Below are 23,483 nucleotides of genomic sequence, written 5' to 3'. Positions count from 1 at the left end.
CAAAATAGTAATAATTAACGAGGCAAGCCTCGAGGTATTAAACCTGATAGCGAATAAAACAGATAGTTATCCATTTTTAACCTTCTAAAAAAACATAAAGACTACTATTAAATAAAGGAAAAATTAGAAATTGCATTATTTCATCGTTGGAAAGTGTACTTGAAAAATATAGCCAAAAAAAAGTCCCTTCAAAAGCTATTTGAAGGGACTTTTAATAAGCAAAGGAATATTAATATTGCTATCTATTCTTTAATGAATTTAAAAATTTGCTTTTTCCCATTTCTAATTAATGAAATATAATACAAACCCACTGGTAGTTTTGCTACATTTAGGTCACTTGTGTTTCCTTCATTGATTAATGTACCAGATAAATTATATATTTCCCAACGTTCAAATTCCCCTTCAATATGTAATAAGTCTTGAGTTGGATTTGGGTATACGTTAATAGCTGTTGTGTTACTACCAACCTCTAAATTTGATAATGTTGCTCCTTCTTCTTTAAGAATAATATTTGTGTTTGCATTAGCAAAACCTGTTGGACTTTCATCCACTAACATGAATATCAATAGTAATAATTTATGTCCCGTAGGCAATTCTGCTGCTGTTGGTATTCGATCTGTAAATACAATACTATTATCCGCACCTGTAGTAAAATTTCTTGGTATCGTATAATCTACACTAAGTGTGTTTTTATTAGAAGCTACACCTGGAACTACTATTTCAAAGGCACTAGTAGCTATTATTTGATCTGCTTCATCTATTTGTCTAACTTGCATAGCTACATAGGTTAAATCTTCTTCTATTCCTCCTTTTATACCTGTAGCATACCTAATATTAAATGAAAAATTTTGATTGAATTCAAATTCAGGTACTGTATTCCCTTTGGGTATAAACATAGATTCGTTTTCAAACTTTATAAACCTTTCTCTATCTACTACCGAAGGATTCGATGCTCCATCCTTCTCCACTTTTTTTATAATCCATTGACCATTATCCCCAAGTGGTTTTACTCCTCTGGTTCCATCTGGGTTTCCAACTTTTCCGAAAAGTAATTTTACCTCGTCTTTGTTTGTGCCTAAAGCAGATTGCCTTTCGTTCCCACCAGCAAAAATATTAAAATCACTTCCTTTTTTAAAAAAAGTCCAATAAGGTAAATTCTGCTCTGCTGAGTCATACTTAATTAAATATGGGGCTAAATTTTCTGGTGTTTTATTAAAAATATTAAATTCAGTATAGGGAACTGCTGTTTCTAAATAGGCTGAATTACCAACATTTTGAATAGTATATGTATAAGGAGTATTTGAAGTAATTTTCCATCTAAAATTATCTCCTGTTCCATTTTTTGTAATTAACGTATCACCATTACCTGGACATAATTTTTTATTAGTTTGCTTATTAATAATTTCATAAATACCATTGGCAATTTGTTGTGTTCCCTCATCTAGTCTACGTATATCCCTACGCGATGCCGGGTAATCTTTAATATTAGATGCTGTATCAGTGCTTAATAAATCAATTTTAAGACTTCCGTTTTTGGCCTCGTTTAAGCCTTTATTATTTGAAATTTCAATTTTTTCTGATAAAATTTCAAATGGTATTGGTTCAATGCCTCTGTTTTCATAAAAAGTAAAATCAATAGAATGTTGGTTCCCAGAATTTGATCTCTCAAAATTATTATTTTTTATCGATACATTTTTTGGGGCATATCCCGAAATAAAAAAGGCATAAGTACCTGTTATGGTATTGTTAGTAATAGTTATATCATTGACAATTTGCAATTCGCGATCAAAAACAAAAACTTTTGTTCGTGCAGTATTACAATTAAAAATATTGTTACTAATTGTTATATCACTTGAAAATTCTTCAATATGAGCCATATCAACTTTCCCTTTGGTGTCATTGAATGTTGAGCCTGTAATTAACATGTTTTTACAACGAGATACTGCAATTCCAGCATCGTTAAATAAACAATTTTTAACGGTTGTTTCTTCCAAATCCCATACTACAGGATATTCTGTATTACCTGCATCAAGCGAAATCGCTCTGTCATCAAAGGTTATATTATTTTCTGGTCTAAAAACACATTTGTCAAAGGTGATTTTTTTAGATTTATCTACACGTCCTTTTCTGTCTGTCCAAAATCCAATTCTTCTGTAATTAATAATGGATACATTAGTTAGCTTAGCTTCTATACCATTTCCAGCATGAAACGGATAGGCTGTACCATTTAATCGAACATTATTAAAATTTATCCCTTTATACTGAATTTGTGTTTCGTTATAGGGTTTATCCACAAGGTAGGATGGATGCCTAGCATCTATAAGCACATCATATACGGATTGTCCTAAATTTTCACGAGTAAATTCAATATTTTTAAACATTACATTGTCTGCTTGTATTGTAATATTAGATTTTGTATTAATTACAGTTTTAATACCTGAGGCCCCTCGCGCATTCTTTTTAAAATCGTTTCCTGGGTTTCTTCCTTCGAAAGTGATGGACTTGTTTATTTTTAAAGCTTTCTCACTACTAATAGTATACATAGCACTTTTGAAAAGTAAGGTAGCTCCACTAGGTGCGTTATCAATTGCTCTTTCTATTTTACTAAAAATATCGCCATTGTTTTTATACACCTCATCAAAATCTATTATTTGAGAATTTCCAAGGTTACATGCTAATACAAATACTACACTGCTTACGTGTAATTTCCATTTTTTTAAAAATAATAACAGCCTCAAATTGTTTTTTAATACATTGTCCATAAAGCTTTTTTAAACAAATATAAATTCATGCAGTTCATACCAACTATGCGATCTAATTTTCATACACATATAATTGACCTGATTAGCTTTATCGATTAAATATTTGTTTTTACTCAAAATGTTTTTTATCATTTACTCTAATTCTGCCTATTCTTCATAATGACGGACAGTAAGAATAAATAGGCGATTAGATTAAGTAACTATTTGTATTAAAGCCAGATATATAACTGATATATACATAATAAAAGTCCTGATAAAAATTATTTATCAGGACTTTTATTCTATTTTACAATTTATTATTTCTTACAGTACTTAAAGAATAATACTTTATTTTTTAACAAACTTGTACGTATTGCTCTTATTATTATTCAGAATAATGTAATACACACCCTTAGCTAAATTTGATAAATTTATTTGTGAACTAGTTCCTTTTTCAACTTTAGCACCTAATAAATTATATATATTCCAATGATCAAATTTACCATTGATATTTAGTAACTCTGCTGTTGGGTTAGGATATAACTTTATTTCAGCGACGCTATCTAAATTAGGCTCAATTAAGCTTAAGGTTCCTTCATTAGTTAAAATAATATCAGTATTCGCATTAGCAAAACCTGTGGTACTTTCATCCACCAACATAAATATTAATAACAATAATCTATGCCCAGATGGTAACTCTGCAGTTGTTGGTATTTTTTCTGTAAATACAATACTATTGTCAGCTCCTGTAGTAAAATTTGTTGGTATTGTATAATCAATTGTTACCGTATCATTATTAATTGCAGTTTCTGGTACTACAGTTTCAAATGCGCTTGTCGCTACGGTTTCACCTGTTGCATTCACTTGTCTTACTTGTAAAGCCACATAGTTTAAATCTTCTTCTACTCCACCTGCTAATCCGGTTGCATAAGTAATATCCAATGATACTTGCTGTGCCAAAGCCATTTCTGGTAATTTACCACCAGCTGGTATAAATGCATCTTTGTTATTAAAAGTAATTGACCTTGTTCTACCCTCTTTTATTACAATAGTATCATCGGCATTGGCAAAACCAGCATCCCCATCTACCGATAAAAACATTAATAATACTAATTCGTGTCCTACGGGTAAGTTTTCGGTTGTTGGTATTTTATTACCATTTTCAAAAGTTGTAGGTACGCTATAGTTATAGGTTAAACTTCCTTTATTTGGACCTTCGTTTGGAACCACAACTTGAAATTCACTTGTTGCCACCTCTTTCCCATTATCATCTAATTGTCTTACTTGTACAGCAACATAATTCAAATCTTCTTCACTACCACCAGCACTAGCTGTTGAATATTCAATATCCAAAGGTACTACAGCCCCTAAACTAAATGCTGGATCAGTTTCTCCGGCAGGGATAAAAGTATCCCTGTTTTTAAAGCTAATGGTTCTTGTTCTATCACTTGCTCCAGAACCATCATCAACAGGTTTATAAGTACGCACCCATTCAACCTCCATTAAATTTTTGCTCATATTGTCCAAATCATCTTTTGATGAAATTGGTCTGGCATGGTGACTTTCAATATCCATAATCATGAATACATCTCTAAATACCTGATTTTCTAATAAACCTTTATCAATTGGAGGATTACCATCGGTAGGAATCGGGCTCTGTAAAATAGCAGATTCATAAGTTCCATCTAATAAACTCGCGTTACGACCTTCGACAAAATGGTTTCCATTTTTTGTTGGCTTTCCATCTATATAAAAAGTAATTTCATTTGGGCTTCTCCAATACACTCCAAAACGGTGAAAATTATCTCTCCAAAAACCTGTATTATTGGTTTGATAATTAGGAATATCTCTATTGGTCTGAAAAAAAGTTTGGTACGTATTATCAACATTAATAGGACCATTGGGACCTTGACGGTTAAAAATATGGAAATTAGTAGACATTTGTTGACTAAAAAATGGATCTGCAGACCCTCCATAAACTTCCAACACATCTATTTCATTAAAGCCTCCTTCATCTAGCATCCAAAAATTAGATGAATTTTCAACATTAGCTACCTTTATACTAGCTTCCATAAATATTGGGTAGCGTACTTTTGTTTTTGATGTTACTACTCCACAATTAACCCCAGTTACATTTCCATCACCATCAAGTGTTCGTGGTGTGGCTCTAATTTCCAATCGATTGGTAGTCGCATTAATTGCGGTGTTTTCTGTAGTCCAAAATGTAGCCCCGGGACCACGAAAACCACGATCGGGATTGTACCTATCATCCCATTTTGAAGTAAATAATGGACTCTGTTTACCTAAGCCGTCCGCGTAATTAAAATCATCCGAAAATTCATCTTGTAATTTCCACTCAAAACCAGCATCTGCAGGTACAGGAACTGCAATTCCTTCAAATTCATAAGTTCGCTGAGCACTCAAACTTAGTGCAGATAAAGATGCGATTACAGTTAATTGAAATAATCTTTTTTTCATAAATCAGGTTAAATTAAAAAACAAATAATAGTATGAATACTACATTGGTATTAATAATTTAAAACTAAAATATAAAACTGATTCAAAATTTTGGAAACGTAGTTTTCTTACACAAAAACATGATTATAAGTATAACTACCTAAGTAGTTTGTTAAAATAAAATTACTGCTCTTTTATAAATCCAATGGCATTTTTATTGAAAACCTCGTGACGTTCAACATTTACCACATGGCCACAGTTAGGAATTATAAATAATTTTGCGCGCTTGTGGATATTTACAATTTTTCTGATTATCGGTAAAAAAAGGTAATCTTCCTCTCCCATTATATAAAGCGTAGGAATATTAATATCTTTTGCTCTAAAAAATCGTAACAATGGGTTAATTTCTGCAGTTAACTTAAACCACTTTATAAACTCTTTTTGATATAGTTTTTTAGCCTCGCGAACAAAAAGTAATCGTGACTTTTTATGGTTTTTACGCGGCATAATTATAAAAGCAAATAACTGATATAGATAGATATAAGGCACTATAGACTTAAACCAAACTCCTAATCGCATAAGCACTTGCGACCTAAAATTCATTTTCATTATAGCCCCACCCATAATCATACTCTTCACCTTTTCGGGTGATTTTTCAGCTAGGTTTCTTATTAAAATTGTTCCTAGTGAAATTCCGATAAAATGCGATTTTTTTATTTTAAGGTAATCAATAACCTCAAAAATATCATCTGTAATAGCATCAAAAGTATAGGTAGAAGCATCGGCAGTTAAGGTTTTTGATTTACTTTCTCCGTGCCCACGCAAATCTAGCACCAACACATTAAAATGTTTTGAAAAAGAACGCAATTGCTTAAACCAAATATTTGAACTCCCTCCTGCTCCATGTACAAAAGTGACCCATTCTGTATTTGTTTGATGTAAGTATGTTGTATGATGTAACAATATCTCTTTTTTAACAAATATAACTTATCTTTTAAATTTTGTGCTTTCTTTAAGAAACGAGTTCTCATTTAATTATCCAACAGGCTATACTAGCATTTTAATAAGTCCCATTTAAAATAATATATTTTACTGTAAAGGAACCTTGAACTTAACCACACAAAAAAGTTAACTTCGTCTTCTGTTTTTTATCCATTTATGTGTATTAAATCTATTATTACAATAAATGAATAGTTAATTCATAAAACAGCACTAAAAATAAACAATTTTGTTATTATGCGTTGGTCCTTAAAACCTAAACCCGATCCAAATAATGTGTCACATTTACAACAAGCTTTAGGGGTAAGTACCAGTATTGCTGAATTACTTGCGCAACGACAAATAAAAAATTACGCGCAAGCTAAAGATTTTTTTAGGCCAGAACTTACTCAATTACACGATCCTTTTTTAATGAAGGATATGGATTTGGCTGTGGCCAGAATTAAAACCGCTATTGCTACTAACGAACGTATAATGGTGTATGGTGATTATGATGTTGATGGTACCACTAGTGTGGCTTTAATGTCCTCATACTTACTTTCATTATACCCTCATATAACTACTTATATTCCGGATAGGTATGCCGAAGGATACGGTGTTTCATACAAAGGAATTGACTTTGCCGATGATAACGAAATTAGCCTAATTATTGCATTAGACTGTGGTATTAAAGCTATAGAAAAAGTAACCTATGCCAAGGAAAAAGGAATTGATTTTATTATTTGTGACCACCACAGACCCGGTGAACAAATACCCAATGCCATAGCTGTTTTAGATCCAAAACGCATCGATTGTAACTACCCTTATAAAGAGCTTTGTGGTTGTGGCGTTGGTTTTAAACTTATACAAGCTTATCACAGCACATTACAAGCCGATTTTAATGATATTATTCCTTTTTTAGACCTTGTAGCTACTGCTATTGGTGCAGATATTGTTCCCATTACTGGAGAAAATAGGACACTCGCCTTTTACGGATTACAAGTAATAAATAAACAACCTAGACCCGGTTTTAAAGCCTTAATTGCTCAAACAAAAAAGCAAGAACTTAGCATTACCGATGTTGTATTTATGATTGCACCTCGTATTAACGCTGCCGGTAGAATGAAACATGGTTTACATGCTGTTGAATTACTTACAGAAACAGATTATCCAACGGCAATTAATTTTGCTAAAGCTATTGAAAACTATAATACAGACCGAAAAGAAGCCGACAAAAAAATTACTAAAGAGGCACTGCAACAAATAGAAGAAAACAACGAAACGGAACAATTTTCAACCGTGGTATACCACCCAGAATGGCATAAAGGAGTTATAGGAATTGTAGCCTCTCGCCTTACCGAAACCTATTATAGGCCCACCTTAGTTTTTACAAAAAGTGGTAATAAATTAGCCGCTTCGGCACGTTCAGTAATTGGTTATGATGTATACAATGCCTTGGAAGCTAGTTCCGAATTTATTGAACAATTTGGAGGACATAAATATGCCGCTGGCTTGACCTTAACAGAGGAAAACTATCCCAAATTCAAATCTAAATTTGAAGAGGTAGTAAAAGCACAAATTGACCCTAAACTACTATCACCAGAAATAGAAATAGACCAAAACTTAGATTTTGATCAAATTGATGCCAAATTTTACCGAATATTAAAACAATTTGCTCCTTTTGGTCCAATGAATCGCGCCCCTGTTTTTATGACAAAAAATGTTGTTGATACTGGCTATGCCAAAACTGTTGGCGCCGATGACAAGCATTTAAAATGTCATTTTAAGTGCCCCCAAACGGGTATTACATTTGCCGGAATTGGTTTTAATTTAGGGCATAAACTCCCTTTATTACAAAACCAATCCCCCGTTAATGTAGTATATAACTTAGACGAAAATGAGTGGAATGGTACGGTGAGTTTACAGCTTCGTATTAAGGATATTAAAAAGGCGTGATACATCACAATTTAACTTTCCTTATTAAATATAAATCCTACTTATATTTTTAGAATTATGCTTGAATTGGTACAACACCACCATTAGTTTTAGATTCTTCTAAATCAATAGGTCTTCCTAAATAAGCTAGTACACTTCCATCAATATAATTATCAATAATCACATCTATCGAAGAAATTATTTGAATTTCACCATCGGGAACTCTGATAAATAAAGGTACTATATTCTCATCCCTTTTGGTAATATCTATAATGCTACGTAAATGAGCTTTGTTTATCAATGGAACTTCGGATATGGCAGGATATCTATTAGCTACTTCAGATAACTTAGCAAAATCATGAGTTCTCGAAAATAAACCTTGTTCTGGTGTCATTACCTCCTTATTCATTTCCTCTTCGGTAATCATTCGATAAGTACCGTTTTCACCAAATTCTTCTTTAAACTTAACAATTGCTTTTTCGTTAATGGCATCATTTCCTGTTAAAGCCATTAAAAAACCGACATTACTTAACTCAATATTATCAATTAAATAATCATTAAAAATATTGGCTTCAATAGCATCCAAGCCTAAGTCTTTTGCCGTTTCAATATTATCTTGGTTACTGTCCACCAATACTAAATAACGTCCATTCTTTTGCAAATACAAGGCTATTAAACGAGATACTTTTGAGGCACCCACAATTAAAATACCTTCTGATTTTCGTTGAAAAACACCTACCAATTTTGCAAAAACACGAGCTGTTGTCGCGTTTAATAGTACAGTACCTAATACAATCATAAACACCAAAGGAGTTATATATTCGGCACCCGGCTCACCTGCTGCACTTAAACGTGTTCCAAATAACGAAGCTATACCTGCAGCCACAATACCACGAGGCCCCATCCAACTAATAAATAGTTTCTCATTCAAACGCAAACCTGATTTTATAGAACTTATAAAAACGCCTACAGGACGTACTATAAAAACAACCACTACAAACAAAATAACGGTTTGCCAATTTGCTATAAGTAGCAAATCATCTATGTTAATATTGGCTCCTAAAAGAATAAATAATATAGAAATTAATAATACACTTAAGGATTCTTTAAAGTAAAGTAGCTCTTTTAAATTTGGAATATTAGTATTCCCTAATACTAATCCCATTACCACAACTGCTAATAAACCAGATTCATGAGCAAACGCATCAGATAGTACAAATACACCTAGTACAGCTGCCAATGTAAATACATTTAGTAAGTAATGAGGGATTACTTTTTTCTTTATAGCAAAACCAAGTCCATGAGCAAATGTAAAACCAAAAGTTCCTCCAAAAAGCAAAATTTTTCCAAACTCCATTAACGCCGTTTGCGTAAATCCAGATTGATTTTCGACACTTATAAATTCGAATACCAAAACGGCTACTAAGGCGCCAATAGGATCAATAAGGATTCCTTCCCACTTTAAAATTGCCGATAAATCCTTTTTTAAAGGTATATTCCTAAGTATAGGGGTAATTACGGTTGGACCAGTTACAATGATTAATGCCGAAAATAAAAATGAGATTTCCCAACTTAAACCTATTACATAATGAGCCGCAAAACCAGCTCCAAAAAAAGTGATTACTACCGCTAGGGTAATTAATTTTAAAATTACTGGTCCTACATTTAGTATCTCTTCTTTTTTTAGTGTTAATCCGCCTTCAAACAGAATAATACTAATGGCCAATGACACAAAATAAAATAGCCCATCACCTGGGAATAATCCATTTTTACCATTCCAAATAGGTTCCAATAATTTATTGTGATCTACCGTGTAAAGTGTAGAAATTGGACCAAATAAAAGTCCTATTAATATTAAAGGAAGTATCGCAGGTAACTTTAGTTTCCAACCTACCCATTGTGCTAAAATTCCTAAAATTACTATTCCAGCTAGCTCTAACATTGATTTTTTGTGTTAAGCATTAAAAATACAAAACCTGCTCGAACTTTCAATGTTTAATTGAACGATTGTAATTTTTAGCGTTTTTATCTGTATTTTTAATATTTATTGCTTTTTCTCGATCGTTTTTCTTAATTATGACTTAAATTCATGTCTAAAAACTTATAATTGCTCATCTTGGCCCATGCTGTTCTAACTTTTTCCTTATGAAAATTTATCCTGTAGAAGCTGGAAATTTTAAACTTGATGGAGGTGCTATGTTTGGCGTAGTTCCAAAATCACTATGGCAAAAAACCAATCCGGCAGATGCAGATAATCTTATTGATATCGCAGCCAGGTGTTTACTTGTGGAAACTAGTGGTAAACTCATTTTGGTGGATACAGGTATGGGAAACAAACAATCGGATAAGTTTTTTAGTTACTATAAACGCTGGGGGAATCATACTTTAGAAAAATCTATTACTAGTTTAGGCTTTGGGCTGAATGACATTACTGATGTTTTTTTAACACACTTGCATTTTGACCATGTGGGTGGTGCAACTATTAGCAACAAATCAACTTCACTTATTGAGCCTTTGTTTAACCAAGCCATCTATTGGACCAATAAATTGCATTGGGAATGGGCTACGCGACCTAATGCTAGAGAAAAGGCTTCGTTTTTAAGTGAAAACCTACTCCCTTTACAACAAAGTGGACAACTGGATTTTTTAGACATTGCAGCAAAAAACTATAGTATGGATACTCAACTTCCTTTTTCTATATGTTTTATTGATGGTCATACCGAAAAACAAATGCTTCCTATTTTGCAATATCAAAATAAAACTATCGTATTTATGGGGGATTTATTACCAACAGCTGGGCATATTCCTTTGCCTTATATAATGGGTTATGACACACGCCCATTACTTACTTTAAATGAAAAAGCCGAGTTTTTAACTAAAGCAGCTGATAACAATTGGTATTTATTTTTGGAACACGATGCGCATAATGAAATTATAACTGTTGAACATACCGAAAAGGGGGTTCGACTAAAAAACACCTATACCTTTAACGAACTATTTAATGCTTAGTTTATGAAACGAATTTTAAAAATAGCACCTATCAGCTTTGGTGCTTCTATACTTTTAACAAGTTGCTTTTCTACTAATCCTGCTTTTAAAACAACTGCTGCAGAAAATGTAGATAATTTACCTTTAAAAATAATCTCACTTACCGATACTCAACTAAAAAACTGGAATCAGAGTGACTTATCCTTAGATACCATTCCCGGAATGAGTGTAGATAGGGCATACAATGAATTACTAGCTGGCCGAAAAAGCAAAACAGTTGTAGTTGCTGTAGTTGATAGCGGTATTGATATTAATCACGAAGATTTAAAGGGGAAAATTTGGGTGAATAAAAAAGAACGTCCAAATAATGGAAAAGACGATGATAAAAATGGTTATATCGATGATGTAAATGGATGGAATTTTTTAGGTGATATTGTAGCCGAAAACATGGAGTACACTAGAATCATTCGGGATAATCAAAGCAAATTTGAAGGAAAAAGTATTGAATCCATTCCTACTGCCGATAGAGCAGCTTATAAAACATACGAAGCTGCAAAAATGGAATATGCGCAAAAGGTTGATCAAAATAATCAACGTATGGCTCAGTATAAACCTTTAGCCGAAAAGCTACAAGCTGCACATGATTATGCTACTAAAAAATTTAAAACCGAAAAGTATACTCAAAAAGATTTATTTGCATGGAAACCCACAACCGATGAAGGCGTACAACACCAACAACTCCTTGCAGGTATGTATCCTAATGTGGAAGAAGGTAAATATTTCGGCTCTTTTGTAAAAGAAATTAATGAGTACGTTGACTATTTTAAAGAACGTCAAGAGTCTCATTTTAATCTTAATTTAAATGCGCGTAAAAAATTAAATGATGATGAAAATGACATTAATTCGCGTTACTATGGAAACAATAAAGTCGGTGGTCCAGATCCTAAATTAGAGGATGCCAAGCACGGTACTCATGTTGCCGGAATTATAGCCGCTAACAGAAAAAATAGTGTGGGTATGAAAGGTATTGCCCAAAATGTTAAAATCATGCCAGTAAGAGCAGTACCCGATGGCGATGAGTATGACAAAGATATTGCCTTAGCCATCCGATATGCTGTTGATAATGGTGCAAAGGTTATTAATACCAGTTTTGGAAAATACTTTTCGGCACACCCAGAATGGGTACAAGAGGCTATTAAATATGCCGCTAGTAAAGATGTGTTAATTGTTAATGCCGCTGGTAATGAATCCAAAAACTTGGATAAAACAATTGTATATCCAAATGATCAAACCCTAACAGGAACAGAAATTTCGGATAATTTTATCACCATTGGTGCCCTAAACTACGAGTATGGCACCCGACTGGTGGCCGATTTTTCTAATTACGGACAACAAAATGTGGATGTTTTTGCTCCTGGAGTAAAAATTTATGCTACCACTCCACTAAATACTTACGAATATTTACAAGGAACGTCCATGGCAGCCCCAGCCGTTACAGGTGCTGCTGCTGTAATTAGATCCTATTTCCCTAAGCTTACTGCAAAACAAGTTAAAAAAATTCTTATGGAAAGTGGAAATGCGACTAAAACCAATGTAGTACTAGGTGACGGTGGAAGTAGACCTTTTAAAGAAGCCTCAAAATCTGGTAAAATGGTCAACCTGTATAATGCTATTTTATTAGCACAACGTTATTAAAAAATATTAAAATTATACTCATCTAAATTTAGTAATAATTTAGATGAGTATTTATTCCCTTACGGGAGAAGAACCCCCTTTTATATGTCTAAAAATAAACTCCTTTTTCTCGCCTTTATTAGTACATTTATTGCATTAGCTCAACCACATCCAAGCTACTGGCAACAACAAGCCAACTACAAAATGGACGTGGATGTGAACGTTAAAAATTACACCTACACTGGGGAACAAACAATAACCTATACCAATAATTCACCCGATACCTTACATCATATTTATTATCATTTGTATTTTAATGCCTTTCAACCGGGATCCGAAATGGATATTCGAAATCAACATTTAAAAGATTCCGATAAACGTGTAAAAGGGCGTATTAACAAATTAAAACAAAACGAAATTGGTTTTTTAAAAGTAAACTCGCTATTTCAAAATGATAAAAAACTGGATTATTCCGTTGCCGGAACTATTTTAGAGGTAAACTTACAAACGCCTATTTTACCGGGACAAACAAGCACATTTAAAATGGATTTTACAGGTCAAATACCTAAACAAATCCGGAGATCGGGTCGTAATAATGCCGAAGGAGTTGCTCTTTCCATGACCCAATGGTATCCTAAACTTGTCGAATATGATATTGAAGGTTGGCATGCTGATCCCTATATTGGCAGAGAGTTTCATGGTGTTTGGGGGAATTATGATGTCCATATTAACATTAACGGAAAATACACTGTAGCAGGTTCAGGAGTGTTGCAAAATCCTGATGACATAGGACATGGGTACAGTACTACTGTAAAAGAAAAAAATTCAAAAAAATTAAACTGGCATTTTATTGCCAATAACGTACACGATTTTGCTTGGGCTGCTGATCCCGAATATATGCATGATTTTCTTCCGCTTGACGGAAATAAAAAGCTACACTTTTTTTATAAAAATGATAAAGACATTATAGCCAATTGGAAAAAATTGCAGCCCGTAGCTAAGCAATTATTAACTTACTATGAAACACATATAGGTCCCTATCCTTACCCACAATATTCTATTATACAAGGAGGCGATGGCGGAATGGAATATGCCATGTGTACCTTAATTACGGGGGAACGTAAATTTGGAAGCCTTGTGGGGGTAACAGCTCATGAAATGGCACATGCATGGTTCCAACATATTTTGGCTACAAACGAATCAAAAAACGAATGGATGGATGAAGGTTTTACGACCTACATTTCTAACCTTGCAGAAAATGAAGTGCTACAAAACAACCAAAGTTTTCCAAATGAAGGAAGTTACAAGTCTTATCAAAAATTAGTGGAGTCCGGCTTGGAACAACCTCAAACAACACATTCGGACAGGTATAGTTATAACTTTGCCTATGGCGTTTCTGCTTATAGTAAAGGAGCTATTTTTATGGAACAACTAGGCTATATTGTTGGTCAGGAAAATTTAGCAAAAATTATTAAAGAATATTACACACACTGGAAATTCAAACATCCAAACCCTAATGATTTTAAACGTATTGCCGAAAAAATTTCCGATATGCAATTGGATTGGTATTTAACCGATTGGACCAAAACTACCAATACGATCGATTATGGGATTACTACGGTTGAAAAAAAGAAAAAAAACACGCAAATTACCTTAGAACGTGTTGGCTTAATGCCAATGCCAGTAGAGGTTTTAATCACATTTGAGGATAACACAACACAATTATTTTACATTCCATTGCAAATGATGCGTGGTCAAAAGCCAGTAGCTAAAACTACTACAATTTTAAAGGATTGGGCTTGGGCGTTTCCTACTTATAGTTTTTCTGTTAATAATGGAAAGAAAGCCATCCAATCCATAAAACTAAATGCAACTAAAAAAATGGCCGATGTAAATAAAGCTAATGATCTATTTAATCTTAACAATTAAAATAGAGTCCAATTTATATAAAAGTGAATTGAATTAGATTTCTCTATAAAAGCTCTAATGCATATAAAGTTGTTTAAAATCCCATAACTTTGCATTGATATGGATGAAACATTACCGAAACCTTATAAGTTAAAGAGTAAAAAACGTATAGGTTCATTATTTGAAAACGGCAGTTCAGTAAAAGCATTCCCGCTGCTTTTGGTATATAAAAATACCGAAGAAATTGACGTGAATTTTCAAGTAGGCTTTTCGGTAAGTAAGCGAAATTTTAAACATGCCGTAGATCGAAATCGCATAAAACGCTTATTAAGAGAATATTTCAGAAAAAATAAGTATATTTTTAGCAAAGAAAATAATCAATTTTTGTTCATGTTTATTTATACTGGGAAGACCATGCCAACTTATGATGATGTTAGCAAGGCAATGAATAAAATTTCTCAAAAATTTGAACAACAATTACAACAAAATAAAAAATCATGAAACGATCATTAATCATACTGCTAAGTAGCCTTTTTTTAGGCTTTGGTTTTTTAAGTTTTAATACCGATAGTGATGGTTTTGAACTAAGTAAACAAATTGAAATATTTGTAACTTTTTATAAAAAATTAAACCAGAACTACGTAGATCAAACCAACCCTTCAGAACTAATGAGTATTGCTATAAAAGCAATTACCGATGAAATGGATCCCTATACCAAATTTTGGACAGAACAGGACATTATTGCTTCCAAAATAAGAAGTAGTGGGAAGTATACCGGTATTGGTGCGGGTGTTTTTGAAAAAGACAAGCGTTTGTTTGTTTCTGAGCCTTTTAAAAATTTTCCTGCTGATAAAAGTGGTTTAAAAGCTGGTGATGAAATTATTAAAATTGATGATATTGTTGTTAGTGATTTTGAAGGTGAAGCCAAAGAACTTTTAAAAGGTGAAGCTGGTTCAAAAGTAGTATTGACTTATAAAAGACAAGGTAAAACCCAAATAACATCGGTAAATAGGAGTCTTGTTGATGTAGCTGCTGTTCCTTACTACAAATTATTAAGCGATAACACGGCTTATATTGTACTCCAAAAATTTAATAAAAAAGCTTCTGCAGAAACTATTGCCGCTCTTAAGGAGTTAAAAGCCCGTGGTGCCGATAAAGTAATTTTGGATTTACGCGGAAACCCAGGTGGACTTTTGGTTGAAGCCGTAAACGTATGTAATATTTTTATACCAAAAAATCAATTAGTAGTGTATACGGAATCGGTAATAAAAGCAAGTAACAAGGTCTACAAAACAAAAAAAGAACCTATTGATACCGAAATACCATTAGTAGTCCTTGTTAATGGTCGTAGTGCCTCGGCAAGTGAAATTGTTAGTGGCGTAATGCAAGATTTGGATCGTGGTGTTGTTGTTGGTGCTCGTAGCTTTGGTAAAGGTTTGGTACAAACTTATCGTCCGTTAGTGTATAACACGAAATTAAAAGTAACCTCATCACGTTATTTTATTCCATCCAAACGTTGTATTCAAGCTTTAGATTACTGGCACAAGGATAAAAATGGAAAGCCTAAACGTATTAAAAATTCTGATTACAAAGCTTTTAAAACTTTAAATTCGCAACGTACCGTTTACGATGGTGGAGGTGTTTCCCCAGATGTTGAAATTGAAACTACAAAACGCAGTGGTATAGCCAATGCTTTAATTAGAGAAAAAGTGATTTTTGATTATGCCACCAACTACTACCACAAAAATCAATTAGAAAATTTAAGTGATTTTAATTTTAAGGATAGTGATTTCCAAGATTTTAAAAATTACATAAAAAGTATAAATTTTAAATACGAAACAAAAACAGAAAAATCATTAGATGAAGCTATGACTTATGCCATTAAAGAAAAAATGGATAAGAGTATAAACAATGAATATCAATCCCTTATTAAACGCATTAATACTTTTAAACAAACTGCTTTAAAAACCCAAGAAAAGGAAATTAAAGGATTACTAATAAACGAGATTTTAAAACGCTATTTCTACCGTGAGGGAATGTATGAGTATAATACATTAAAAAGTGATGAAATTATTACTGCTCAAGCAGTTTTAAATGATCAAACACGCTACAATAAAATTTTAGGAAAATAATCTAATATCCCGAATACGAATATCCAAGGTTCTTTATTTTATATAGGGATTTTGGCGCTTGGTAATTTTGTATATATACTTGAGCAAAAATAGCTAGTGCTATGGAAAATAATAGCATACCTATTTTCCATTTAGGATACGTTCTCATTATTTATAAATTTGATGGGGTTGTATACTATTACAACGACTTAAAACCAATTTACCCTACCCTACTTCTGTTAAATAAATGAAAAAAAAATAAACACATTCATAAATTATAGCCCTACAAAATAAACTAATATCAAAATTATTTAGAATTTTTTAACATCATTTGCACATTTGTGTGCTTTACTAAAAAACGTTATAGCCAGTAGTTTACCCGCTTTTTTTTTGGTATGTTTGTTTTTTTTAACAATATTTTTTGTTTGGTTGTAAACTACTCAAAATCAATACTGTTTTTTTAATAAAAAAATTCAATAAGTATTGAACTAAAATTATCACGTATAAAAACTATTATTAAACTATAAAAATTTTATGAATTCGTATAAAAGAAATGCATTTACCTATGCTACCATTGTTGCTTTAGGTGGTTTTGTTTTTGGGTTAGATGCGGCTGTAATTTCAGGAGCCACCAAATTTATAACTAAAGAATTTAATTTATCAGCTATTCAAATTGGAACAGCAGTATCATCGCCGGCAATAGGTGTGCTTTTTGCACTTCCTTTAGCAGGTATTTTTAGTGACAAATTTGGACGAAAAAAAGTTTTAATTGGAATTGCGACTATCTATTTGCTATCCGCTCTTTTTTCTGCTTTTGCTACTAGTTTTAATGGATTGGTTGCAGCTCGTTTTTTAGGAGGTTTGGCATTTAGTTCCTTATCATTAGCTTCAATGTATATTGGAGAAATTGCTCCTTCAAAATGGAGAGGTAAATTGGTATCAATGAATCAAATTAATATTGTTGTTGGTCTTTCGGCTGCCTATTTTATTAATTACCTTATTTTACAATTAGCTGGATCTGGCGAAGCTTGGGTACAAAACATTGGTCTTGCAGATAATACTTGGAGATTTATGGTTGGATCTGAAATTATTCCAGCATTTATATGGCTAATTTTATTATTCTTTATTCCCGAAAGTCCATCATGGTTAGTTTATAAAAACAGAAGTGACGAAGCTGCTGTAGTTTTAGAAAAAATATACGATAAAAGCGAAATTCCTGCTCAAATAGCAGATATGAAAGAGAGTATAGAAACTTCTGTTACTAGTGAAAATAAGCAATCTATTATTTCACAATTAAAGGAAATGTTTTCATCTCGATATAGTAAAATTGTAATTATTGCAACTACCATAGCCATAGCACAACAAGTATCTGGTATTAATGTAGTATTATTTTATGCGCCTACTATATTTGAACAACTAGGTAATGGAACCGATGCCGCTTTTATGCAATCTATTTATACGGGTTTAACCGGTATTGTATTTACAGTTTTAGGTTTATTATTAATTGACAGAATTGGACGTAGACCTATTACTATATGGGGGCTTGTTTGGACTGGATTGAGTTTATTAATTTGTGCTTATGGATTTTCGCAAGCACGTTATACATTAACAGAAGAGCATATCGCCGAAATTAAACAAGAAAACATTATTGATACAACTCAATTACAAAGTCTTGTCGGTGTTGAATTTGATAGTGATAAAGCATTTAAAGCTGCTTTAGTTAAAACTATTGGTGAAAAAAATACACGTGATTATTCAAGTACACTTATCCAGAAAGCTGGGATAATTAGTGCTGGTTTAATATTATTTGGAATTTTAAGTTTTATTGCTGCTTTTCACTTTTCGATAGGACCAGTAATGTGGGTATTATTTTCAGAAATATTCCCGATATCACTCCGTAGTATTGCTATTCCAACCTTTGCTTTTGTCACTAGTATTTCAAGTTTATTGGTACAATTCTTTTTCCCTTGGCAATTAGAAAATATGGGCGCAACCACTGTATTTGCAAGTTATGCGGTAATGGTACTTATAGGCTTTGTTATTCTTTATTTCTATTTAATTGAAACAAAAAATATGTCTATTGAAGAAATTCAACAGAAATTAATTAAAGAGTAACACTCATTGAGTGCTTTATTATTCGTTATAGTAAACTTATAACAGTATTTTCATAGCATAAAAGCATTAAATTATGTCAATGAAAATATCCAATCAAAATCCCAAATCACAAAGTGTTCTCATAACAGGAGCAAATCGTGGTTTGGGATTTGGTTTTTTAACGCATTATTTAAAACAAGGAAATACGGTAATTGCTACCTGCAGAAATAGTGATATTACAGTTTTTGATTCCCTTATAAAAGACTATCCCAATCAATTATTAATTGAAAATTTAGAGCTTACTAGTGAACAATCAATTCTAAATTTTGCTCAAAAAATAAAAGAAAATAAAGTCACATTTGATCTTGTTATTAATAATGCCGGAATTTCCATTGAAGAAAATTTTGGAAATTGGACAGCAGCTACTTTTGAAACTAATTTTAAAGTAAACACTATTGGCCCAGCGCTTTTAATACAGGCTATATCTCCTTTTTTAAAGCAAGGGAGTAAACTTGTTCAAATGTCCTCTGGTTTAGGTGCTATAGCCCTTAATATTAATCCAGAAGGTCCTTATGATGCCTATGCCGTAAGTAAAGCATCATTAAATATCCTTACTAAACGTATAGCTACTAAATTTTATACACAACAAATCATTGTAGTTGCTATTAATCCTGGATGGGTTCAAACGGATATGGGTGGGGCAGAAGCTACATCAACTATTGATGAAGCTATTAAAAATATGACTTCGACTATTAACGTTTTAAGCTTAAAAAATACGGGTACTTTTATTTCAGATACTGGCGAATTACTTCCTTGGTAAACTATTCATAAAAATTATAATGCATTAGCACATCATTTTATCCACACGTCTTTGGTGTCTTCCGCCTTCAAATTCGGTATCTAGAAAAGTATCCACCATTTCAATGGCTTGTTTTTCGGCTGTAAAGCGAGCTGGAATTCCTAAAATATTAGCATCATTGTGTAAACGTACTATAGCAGCAATTTCTTTATTCCAACACAATCCTGCACGTACTTTAGGGTATTTATTAGCCGTCATCATTACTCCATTGGCGCTTCCGCAAAGTAAAATACCTAAATCTACTTCGGCATCATTTACTTGCTTAGCCACTAAATGCGCAAAATCGGGATAATCCACACTACTATCACCATCGGTTCCATGATTAATCACTTCGTGCCCTAAAGCTTCTAAATGTGCTATAATAGCTTTTTTATAACTAGTACCAGCGTGATCGTTTCCTATAGCAATTTTCATAGATAAATACCTTTCATAATGATTCACAAAGTTAGGAAAAAAGATGTTCGTTTTATATTTCACTTTTAAATTAAACAAACAGCTTTAATTTAATAGATTGAGTTCTGTTTTGTATACTCGTTATTGCTACTAGTGCAAATCTTGTATTATAGTAGCTTTATTTTAAAGTAAGTCTATAACCAGCCTTTATATTCGTTTTACAAATATTTTAATAAATAAACTCATTACTCTGTGATAAATAAAAAACTTTTATCAAGAGGAATTCACTGTCACCGACATTAACGGAAAAGTCTTGGGAATAATTTACACCCCTAACAAAACGATTTTCTTATCCAAATATCCTTAAAGAGTCTATATCTTGCAAATCAGAAAAAATGATGGATCTACCTCCAGTGAACTTATTTTAAAAAATTATACGATTTACTGATAAGAATTTCGTATAAATAAGTTAAATTATTTTTTACTAGTCTAAGGCTAAAAAATCAAGCATAGCCTTAGCTACGGTTGTTGTTTTTAACGTAAGAATGGTGAAAAAGAAACAGCATATATGCGAAATTCTTATCAGTAAATCGTATTAATTCTCCAAAGATTCTTCTGGAATCTAGATAAATCCTCATTTCTAATTTTACAGAAAATAAGAAATCTATTATGTCTACAGCCTGGTATAAAAAATTAGGCCCTGGATTGCTTTATGCAGGGGCTGCCGTTGGTGTTTCACATTTAGTTCAATCTACAGCTGCCGGAGCCAAATTTGGTTATGGTTTAGTTTGGACGGTGATCATTGCAAATATTTTAAAATATCCTTTTTTTGAATTCGCACCAAGATATGCTGCCAGTACAGGAAAAAGTCTATTACATGGATATCAATCACTAGGGAAATGGTCTATTTATTTATTTGCTGCATTTACCGTTGTAACTATGTTTATCATACAAGCTGCAGTGAGTATTGTTACCGCCGGACTTATCAGTGAAATCTTTAATTGGCAGGCTCCTAATTGGATAGTTACTAGTGTACTTCTTATCATTTGTTCTACCATCCTTTTATTGGGGAATTATGGTTTTCTCGATAAAGGCATGAAATATGTCATCCTTTTATTATCAGTTACTACTATTGTAGCTTTAGTTGCAGCTTTACAAAACGAACCAACCAAACTGACAGAACATTTAACCACTTTCTCCATTAAAGAAAATGCACATTTACTATTTCTAATAACTTTAGTAGGTTGGATGCCAGCACCACTAGATGTTTCTGTATGGCATTCATTATGGTCTACTGAAAAAGCGAAGTCTACTGAAGGCACTATCCCTTTAAAATCAGCATTATTTGATTTTAAAATTGGTTATTGGGGCACTATGATTTTAGCGATACTATTCCTTGCATTAGGTGCTAGTACTATCTATGGAACTGGAATTCCTTTAGCTGCTAGTGGAGGCGCATTTGCAAAACAGTTAATCACCATTTATACAGATGCTTTAGGAAGCTGGGCATATTATATAATTGCCATTGCAGCTTTAACTACAATGTTTAGTACTACATTGACATGTTTAGATGCCTTCCCTAGGGTGATGGCTCCAACCACAAAGATGATATTCCCCTCTGTAGAAAAGGAAAAAACATTATTTGCTTTCTGGATGCTTATTGTTACTATTGGCTCTGTGCTGTTAATTCGATTTGGATTAAAGAACATGAAAGCGATGGTGGACTTTGCTACTACAGCTGCATTTGTAACAGCACCTGTAATTGCCATTTTAAATTATCTAGCAGTCACTGGAAAAACCATGCCTGAAGACAAAAAACCAAAACGCTGGTTAAGGATCTTCAGTATTATTGGGATTATTTATTTCATTGGATTTAGTATTTATTTCATAGGCTGGATTAAGTAAATACAGTCGCATCTCTAATAAAACCACCAAATAAAATCCGAGAACTTTATTTGAAAACATTACGAAAACGTTTTCTTTAAAAAATAAGACATTATTTAACAATTAAACAATTAAATTAACATATTATGAAAATGTATTCATTACGACGATTGTCGCTGCTCATCCCCTTTGTTCTTTTCAGCTGTGAACAAACAAGTCCCGACGAAGAAAATGTACTTCCTAAAAACACAGAACCAGAAGCTCTTTTCGAAGAAACTAGCCTTAAATTAACCTCTGAAGCAAATAATCCTGGAGGGTTACCACAAGAGATTCTTAGCAAATATCGAGATAGGGCCGATTATTCTATTTCTGATGAATTCAATGGTTCTTCATTAAACAGGAACAAATGGGGATATAGAACCAAAAACAATGCTAGTATCTGGGGTACCAATGGCTATGTTAAAATGGCAAATCAAAACAATACAAAATTTGTATCAATCAAAGGAAGTTGGGGACAAAAAAAAGGAAGCGGTATTTCCGCTAAAAAAGCCTCTCATTATGGTTTCCATATTTTAAGATGGAGGACCATTGGTATTTCACCAGACAAAAGAACTCCTTGGCATCCATCTGTATGGACAAGTGCTACTAATTTCGCTAGTGGTCAAGATGCTAGAAGTATCCAAACCAATGGTAAGTTTACAGAAATTGACTTTACCGAATATTGGCACAATCCTATTTGGCACTCCCAAACCATTACATGGGAAAACGGAAAAAAAACTGGCACACAGATTATGAGACCTAACCGAAATGACTTTCCTAATGGAAGCTGGCAAGTTCATGGTCTTGAGTATCATCCAAACTATTTTCAGTTATGGAAAAAAAACGGAAATACTTGGTCTAAAATAGGAACTAGAATCCCAATTAACAATAAACCTAACTCTAAGACCAATATTAACAAAGAGTTTGCTAAAGCTGGGTATTGGATTTTATCGAATAAGTACCATTGGGAAAATATTAAACGTGTTTATGATGGAAATCCACCATTAAACACTTTTAAACTAAGTGACAGTTGGCTACATGTAGATTATTTTAGATTTTATCCACTAAAGTAAGCTACCCAAAAAAGGTATTGATGCCTTTCTAACCGACAGTATCCATAATTTTGTGTAAACAGAATTTAGACGGGTTTAGCTATTAAAGTTGAACCCGTTTTTCAAATATAGTTAAGAACTGATTAAGAATAAGCTCCCAATTATGAATTGGCTGAGTCCATTTTTTAGTTATTTGCATAAGTGATAAATACACTGATTTTTTAAGTGCATCATCTGTAGGGAAGCTCATTTTATTTTTAGTGTATTTTCTAATTTTCCCGTTTAAATTTTCTATCAAATTAGATATACTAACCTGAGTTCGATTATTAGAACAGATAAATTTGGTTAGTATTTTGGGTTTCAAATTTAA

At 32.7% G+C, this 23,483-nt stretch carries 16 protein-coding genes; 10 read left to right on the top strand and 6 right to left on the bottom strand.

Features of this window, described 5'->3' with window-relative positions; genetic code table 11:
* Positions 1–242 precede the first annotated feature (242 nt).
* The 3 genes from KQA_RS0216930 to KQA_RS0216920 all read right to left on the bottom strand — a co-directional run bounded on the left by KQA_RS0216930 (position 243) and on the right by KQA_RS0216920 (position 6,161).
* The gene (locus tag KQA_RS0216930; RefSeq protein ID WP_010182763.1) at positions 243–2,762 is read right to left on the bottom strand and encodes a T9SS type A sorting domain-containing protein; all 2,520 of its coding nucleotides are present in this window, start codon (positions 2,760–2,762) and stop codon (positions 243–245) included.
* 327 nt (positions 2,763–3,089) lie between these two features.
* Entirely contained in the window at positions 3,090–5,219 is a 2,130-nt protein-coding gene (locus KQA_RS0216925) for a T9SS type A sorting domain-containing protein (protein WP_010182762.1), read from the bottom strand.
* A gap of 162 nt (positions 5,220–5,381) precedes the next feature.
* Complete coding sequence (locus tag KQA_RS0216920) at positions 5,382–6,161, bottom strand: alpha/beta fold hydrolase (protein ID WP_010182761.1); 780 nt, start codon at positions 6,159–6,161, stop codon at positions 5,382–5,384.
* A gap of 273 nt (positions 6,162–6,434) precedes the next feature.
* Between KQA_RS0216920 and recJ the strand changes: the two genes are divergently transcribed.
* Positions 6,435–8,132, top strand: coding sequence for a single-stranded-DNA-specific exonuclease RecJ (gene recJ, locus KQA_RS0216915; RefSeq protein ID WP_010182760.1), 1,698 nt, complete (start codon positions 6,435–6,437; stop codon positions 8,130–8,132).
* 55 nt (positions 8,133–8,187) lie between these two features.
* On the opposite strand, the gene KQA_RS0216910 is transcribed toward recJ, so the two are convergent.
* Positions 8,188–10,053 carry a cation:proton antiporter gene (locus KQA_RS0216910; protein WP_010182759.1) on the bottom strand — a complete coding sequence of 622 codons (1,866 nt, stop codon included), beginning with the start codon at positions 10,051–10,053 and terminating at the stop codon, positions 8,188–8,190.
* Between the two features lie 203 nt (positions 10,054–10,256).
* Here KQA_RS0216910 and KQA_RS0216905 point away from each other — a divergent pair, with 203 nt between their 5' ends.
* The 7 genes from KQA_RS0216905 (at position 10,257) to KQA_RS0216870 (ending at position 19,706) form a co-directional block, all read left to right on the top strand.
* Positions 10,257–11,120: an MBL fold metallo-hydrolase gene (locus KQA_RS0216905; protein WP_010182758.1), complete on the top strand. Its 864-nt coding sequence runs from the start codon at positions 10,257–10,259 to the stop codon at positions 11,118–11,120.
* 3 nt (positions 11,121–11,123) lie between these two features.
* Positions 11,124–12,794: a S8 family peptidase gene (locus KQA_RS0216900; RefSeq protein ID WP_010182757.1), complete on the top strand. Its 1,671-nt coding sequence runs from the start codon at positions 11,124–11,126 to the stop codon at positions 12,792–12,794.
* Positions 12,795–12,878: 84 nt separating this feature from the next.
* A complete protein-coding gene (locus KQA_RS0216895) occupies positions 12,879–14,702 on the top strand; it encodes a M1 family metallopeptidase (protein WP_010182756.1) in 1,824 nt (607 codons plus the stop codon).
* A 99-nt stretch (positions 14,703–14,801) separates the two neighbouring features.
* Positions 14,802–15,182: a ribonuclease P protein component gene (gene rnpA / locus KQA_RS0216890; RefSeq protein WP_010182755.1), complete on the top strand. Its 381-nt coding sequence runs from the start codon at positions 14,802–14,804 to the stop codon at positions 15,180–15,182.
* Positions 15,179–16,813 (top strand): S41 family peptidase, encoded by a 1,635-nt coding sequence (locus KQA_RS0216885; protein ID WP_010182754.1) that lies wholly within the window; start codon positions 15,179–15,181, stop codon positions 16,811–16,813. Before rnpA ends, KQA_RS0216885 begins: the two co-directional genes overlap by 4 nt.
* Positions 16,814–17,326: 513 nt before the next feature.
* Positions 17,327–18,907 (top strand): sugar porter family MFS transporter, encoded by a 1,581-nt coding sequence (locus KQA_RS0216875; protein WP_010182753.1) that lies wholly within the window; start codon positions 17,327–17,329, stop codon positions 18,905–18,907.
* A gap of 73 nt (positions 18,908–18,980) precedes the next feature.
* The gene (locus KQA_RS0216870; protein ID WP_232285916.1) at positions 18,981–19,706 is read left to right on the top strand and encodes an SDR family NAD(P)-dependent oxidoreductase; all 726 of its coding nucleotides are present in this window, start codon (positions 18,981–18,983) and stop codon (positions 19,704–19,706) included.
* A gap of 24 nt (positions 19,707–19,730) precedes the next feature.
* Here KQA_RS0216870 and rpiB read toward each other — a convergent pair whose 3' ends face one another.
* The gene (gene rpiB / locus KQA_RS0216865) at positions 19,731–20,159 is read right to left on the bottom strand and encodes a ribose 5-phosphate isomerase B (protein ID WP_010182751.1); all 429 of its coding nucleotides are present in this window, start codon (positions 20,157–20,159) and stop codon (positions 19,731–19,733) included.
* A 648-nt stretch (positions 20,160–20,807) separates the two neighbouring features.
* Here rpiB and KQA_RS0216860 point away from each other — a divergent pair.
* Positions 20,808–22,043 carry an Nramp family divalent metal transporter gene (locus KQA_RS0216860; RefSeq protein WP_010182750.1) on the top strand — a complete coding sequence of 412 codons (1,236 nt, stop codon included), beginning with the start codon at positions 20,808–20,810 and terminating at the stop codon, positions 22,041–22,043.
* 125 nt (positions 22,044–22,168) lie between these two features.
* Positions 22,169–23,134 carry a LamG domain-containing protein gene (locus KQA_RS0216855; RefSeq protein ID WP_010182749.1) on the top strand — a complete coding sequence of 322 codons (966 nt, stop codon included), beginning with the start codon at positions 22,169–22,171 and terminating at the stop codon, positions 23,132–23,134.
* An 82-nt stretch (positions 23,135–23,216) separates the two neighbouring features.
* On the opposite strand, the gene KQA_RS19210 is transcribed toward KQA_RS0216855, so the two are convergent.
* On the bottom strand, positions 23,217–23,483 hold a 267-nt coding region (locus tag KQA_RS19210; RefSeq protein ID WP_010182748.1), incomplete at its 5' end, for a transposase.

Source organism: Aquimarina agarilytica ZC1, from assembly GCF_000255455.1.
Lineage (GTDB): Bacteria > Bacteroidota > Bacteroidia > Flavobacteriales > Flavobacteriaceae > Aquimarina > Aquimarina agarilytica.
The sequence above is the reverse complement of the archived record's forward strand: the minus strand, read 5'-3'. Positions and strand labels throughout refer to the sequence as shown.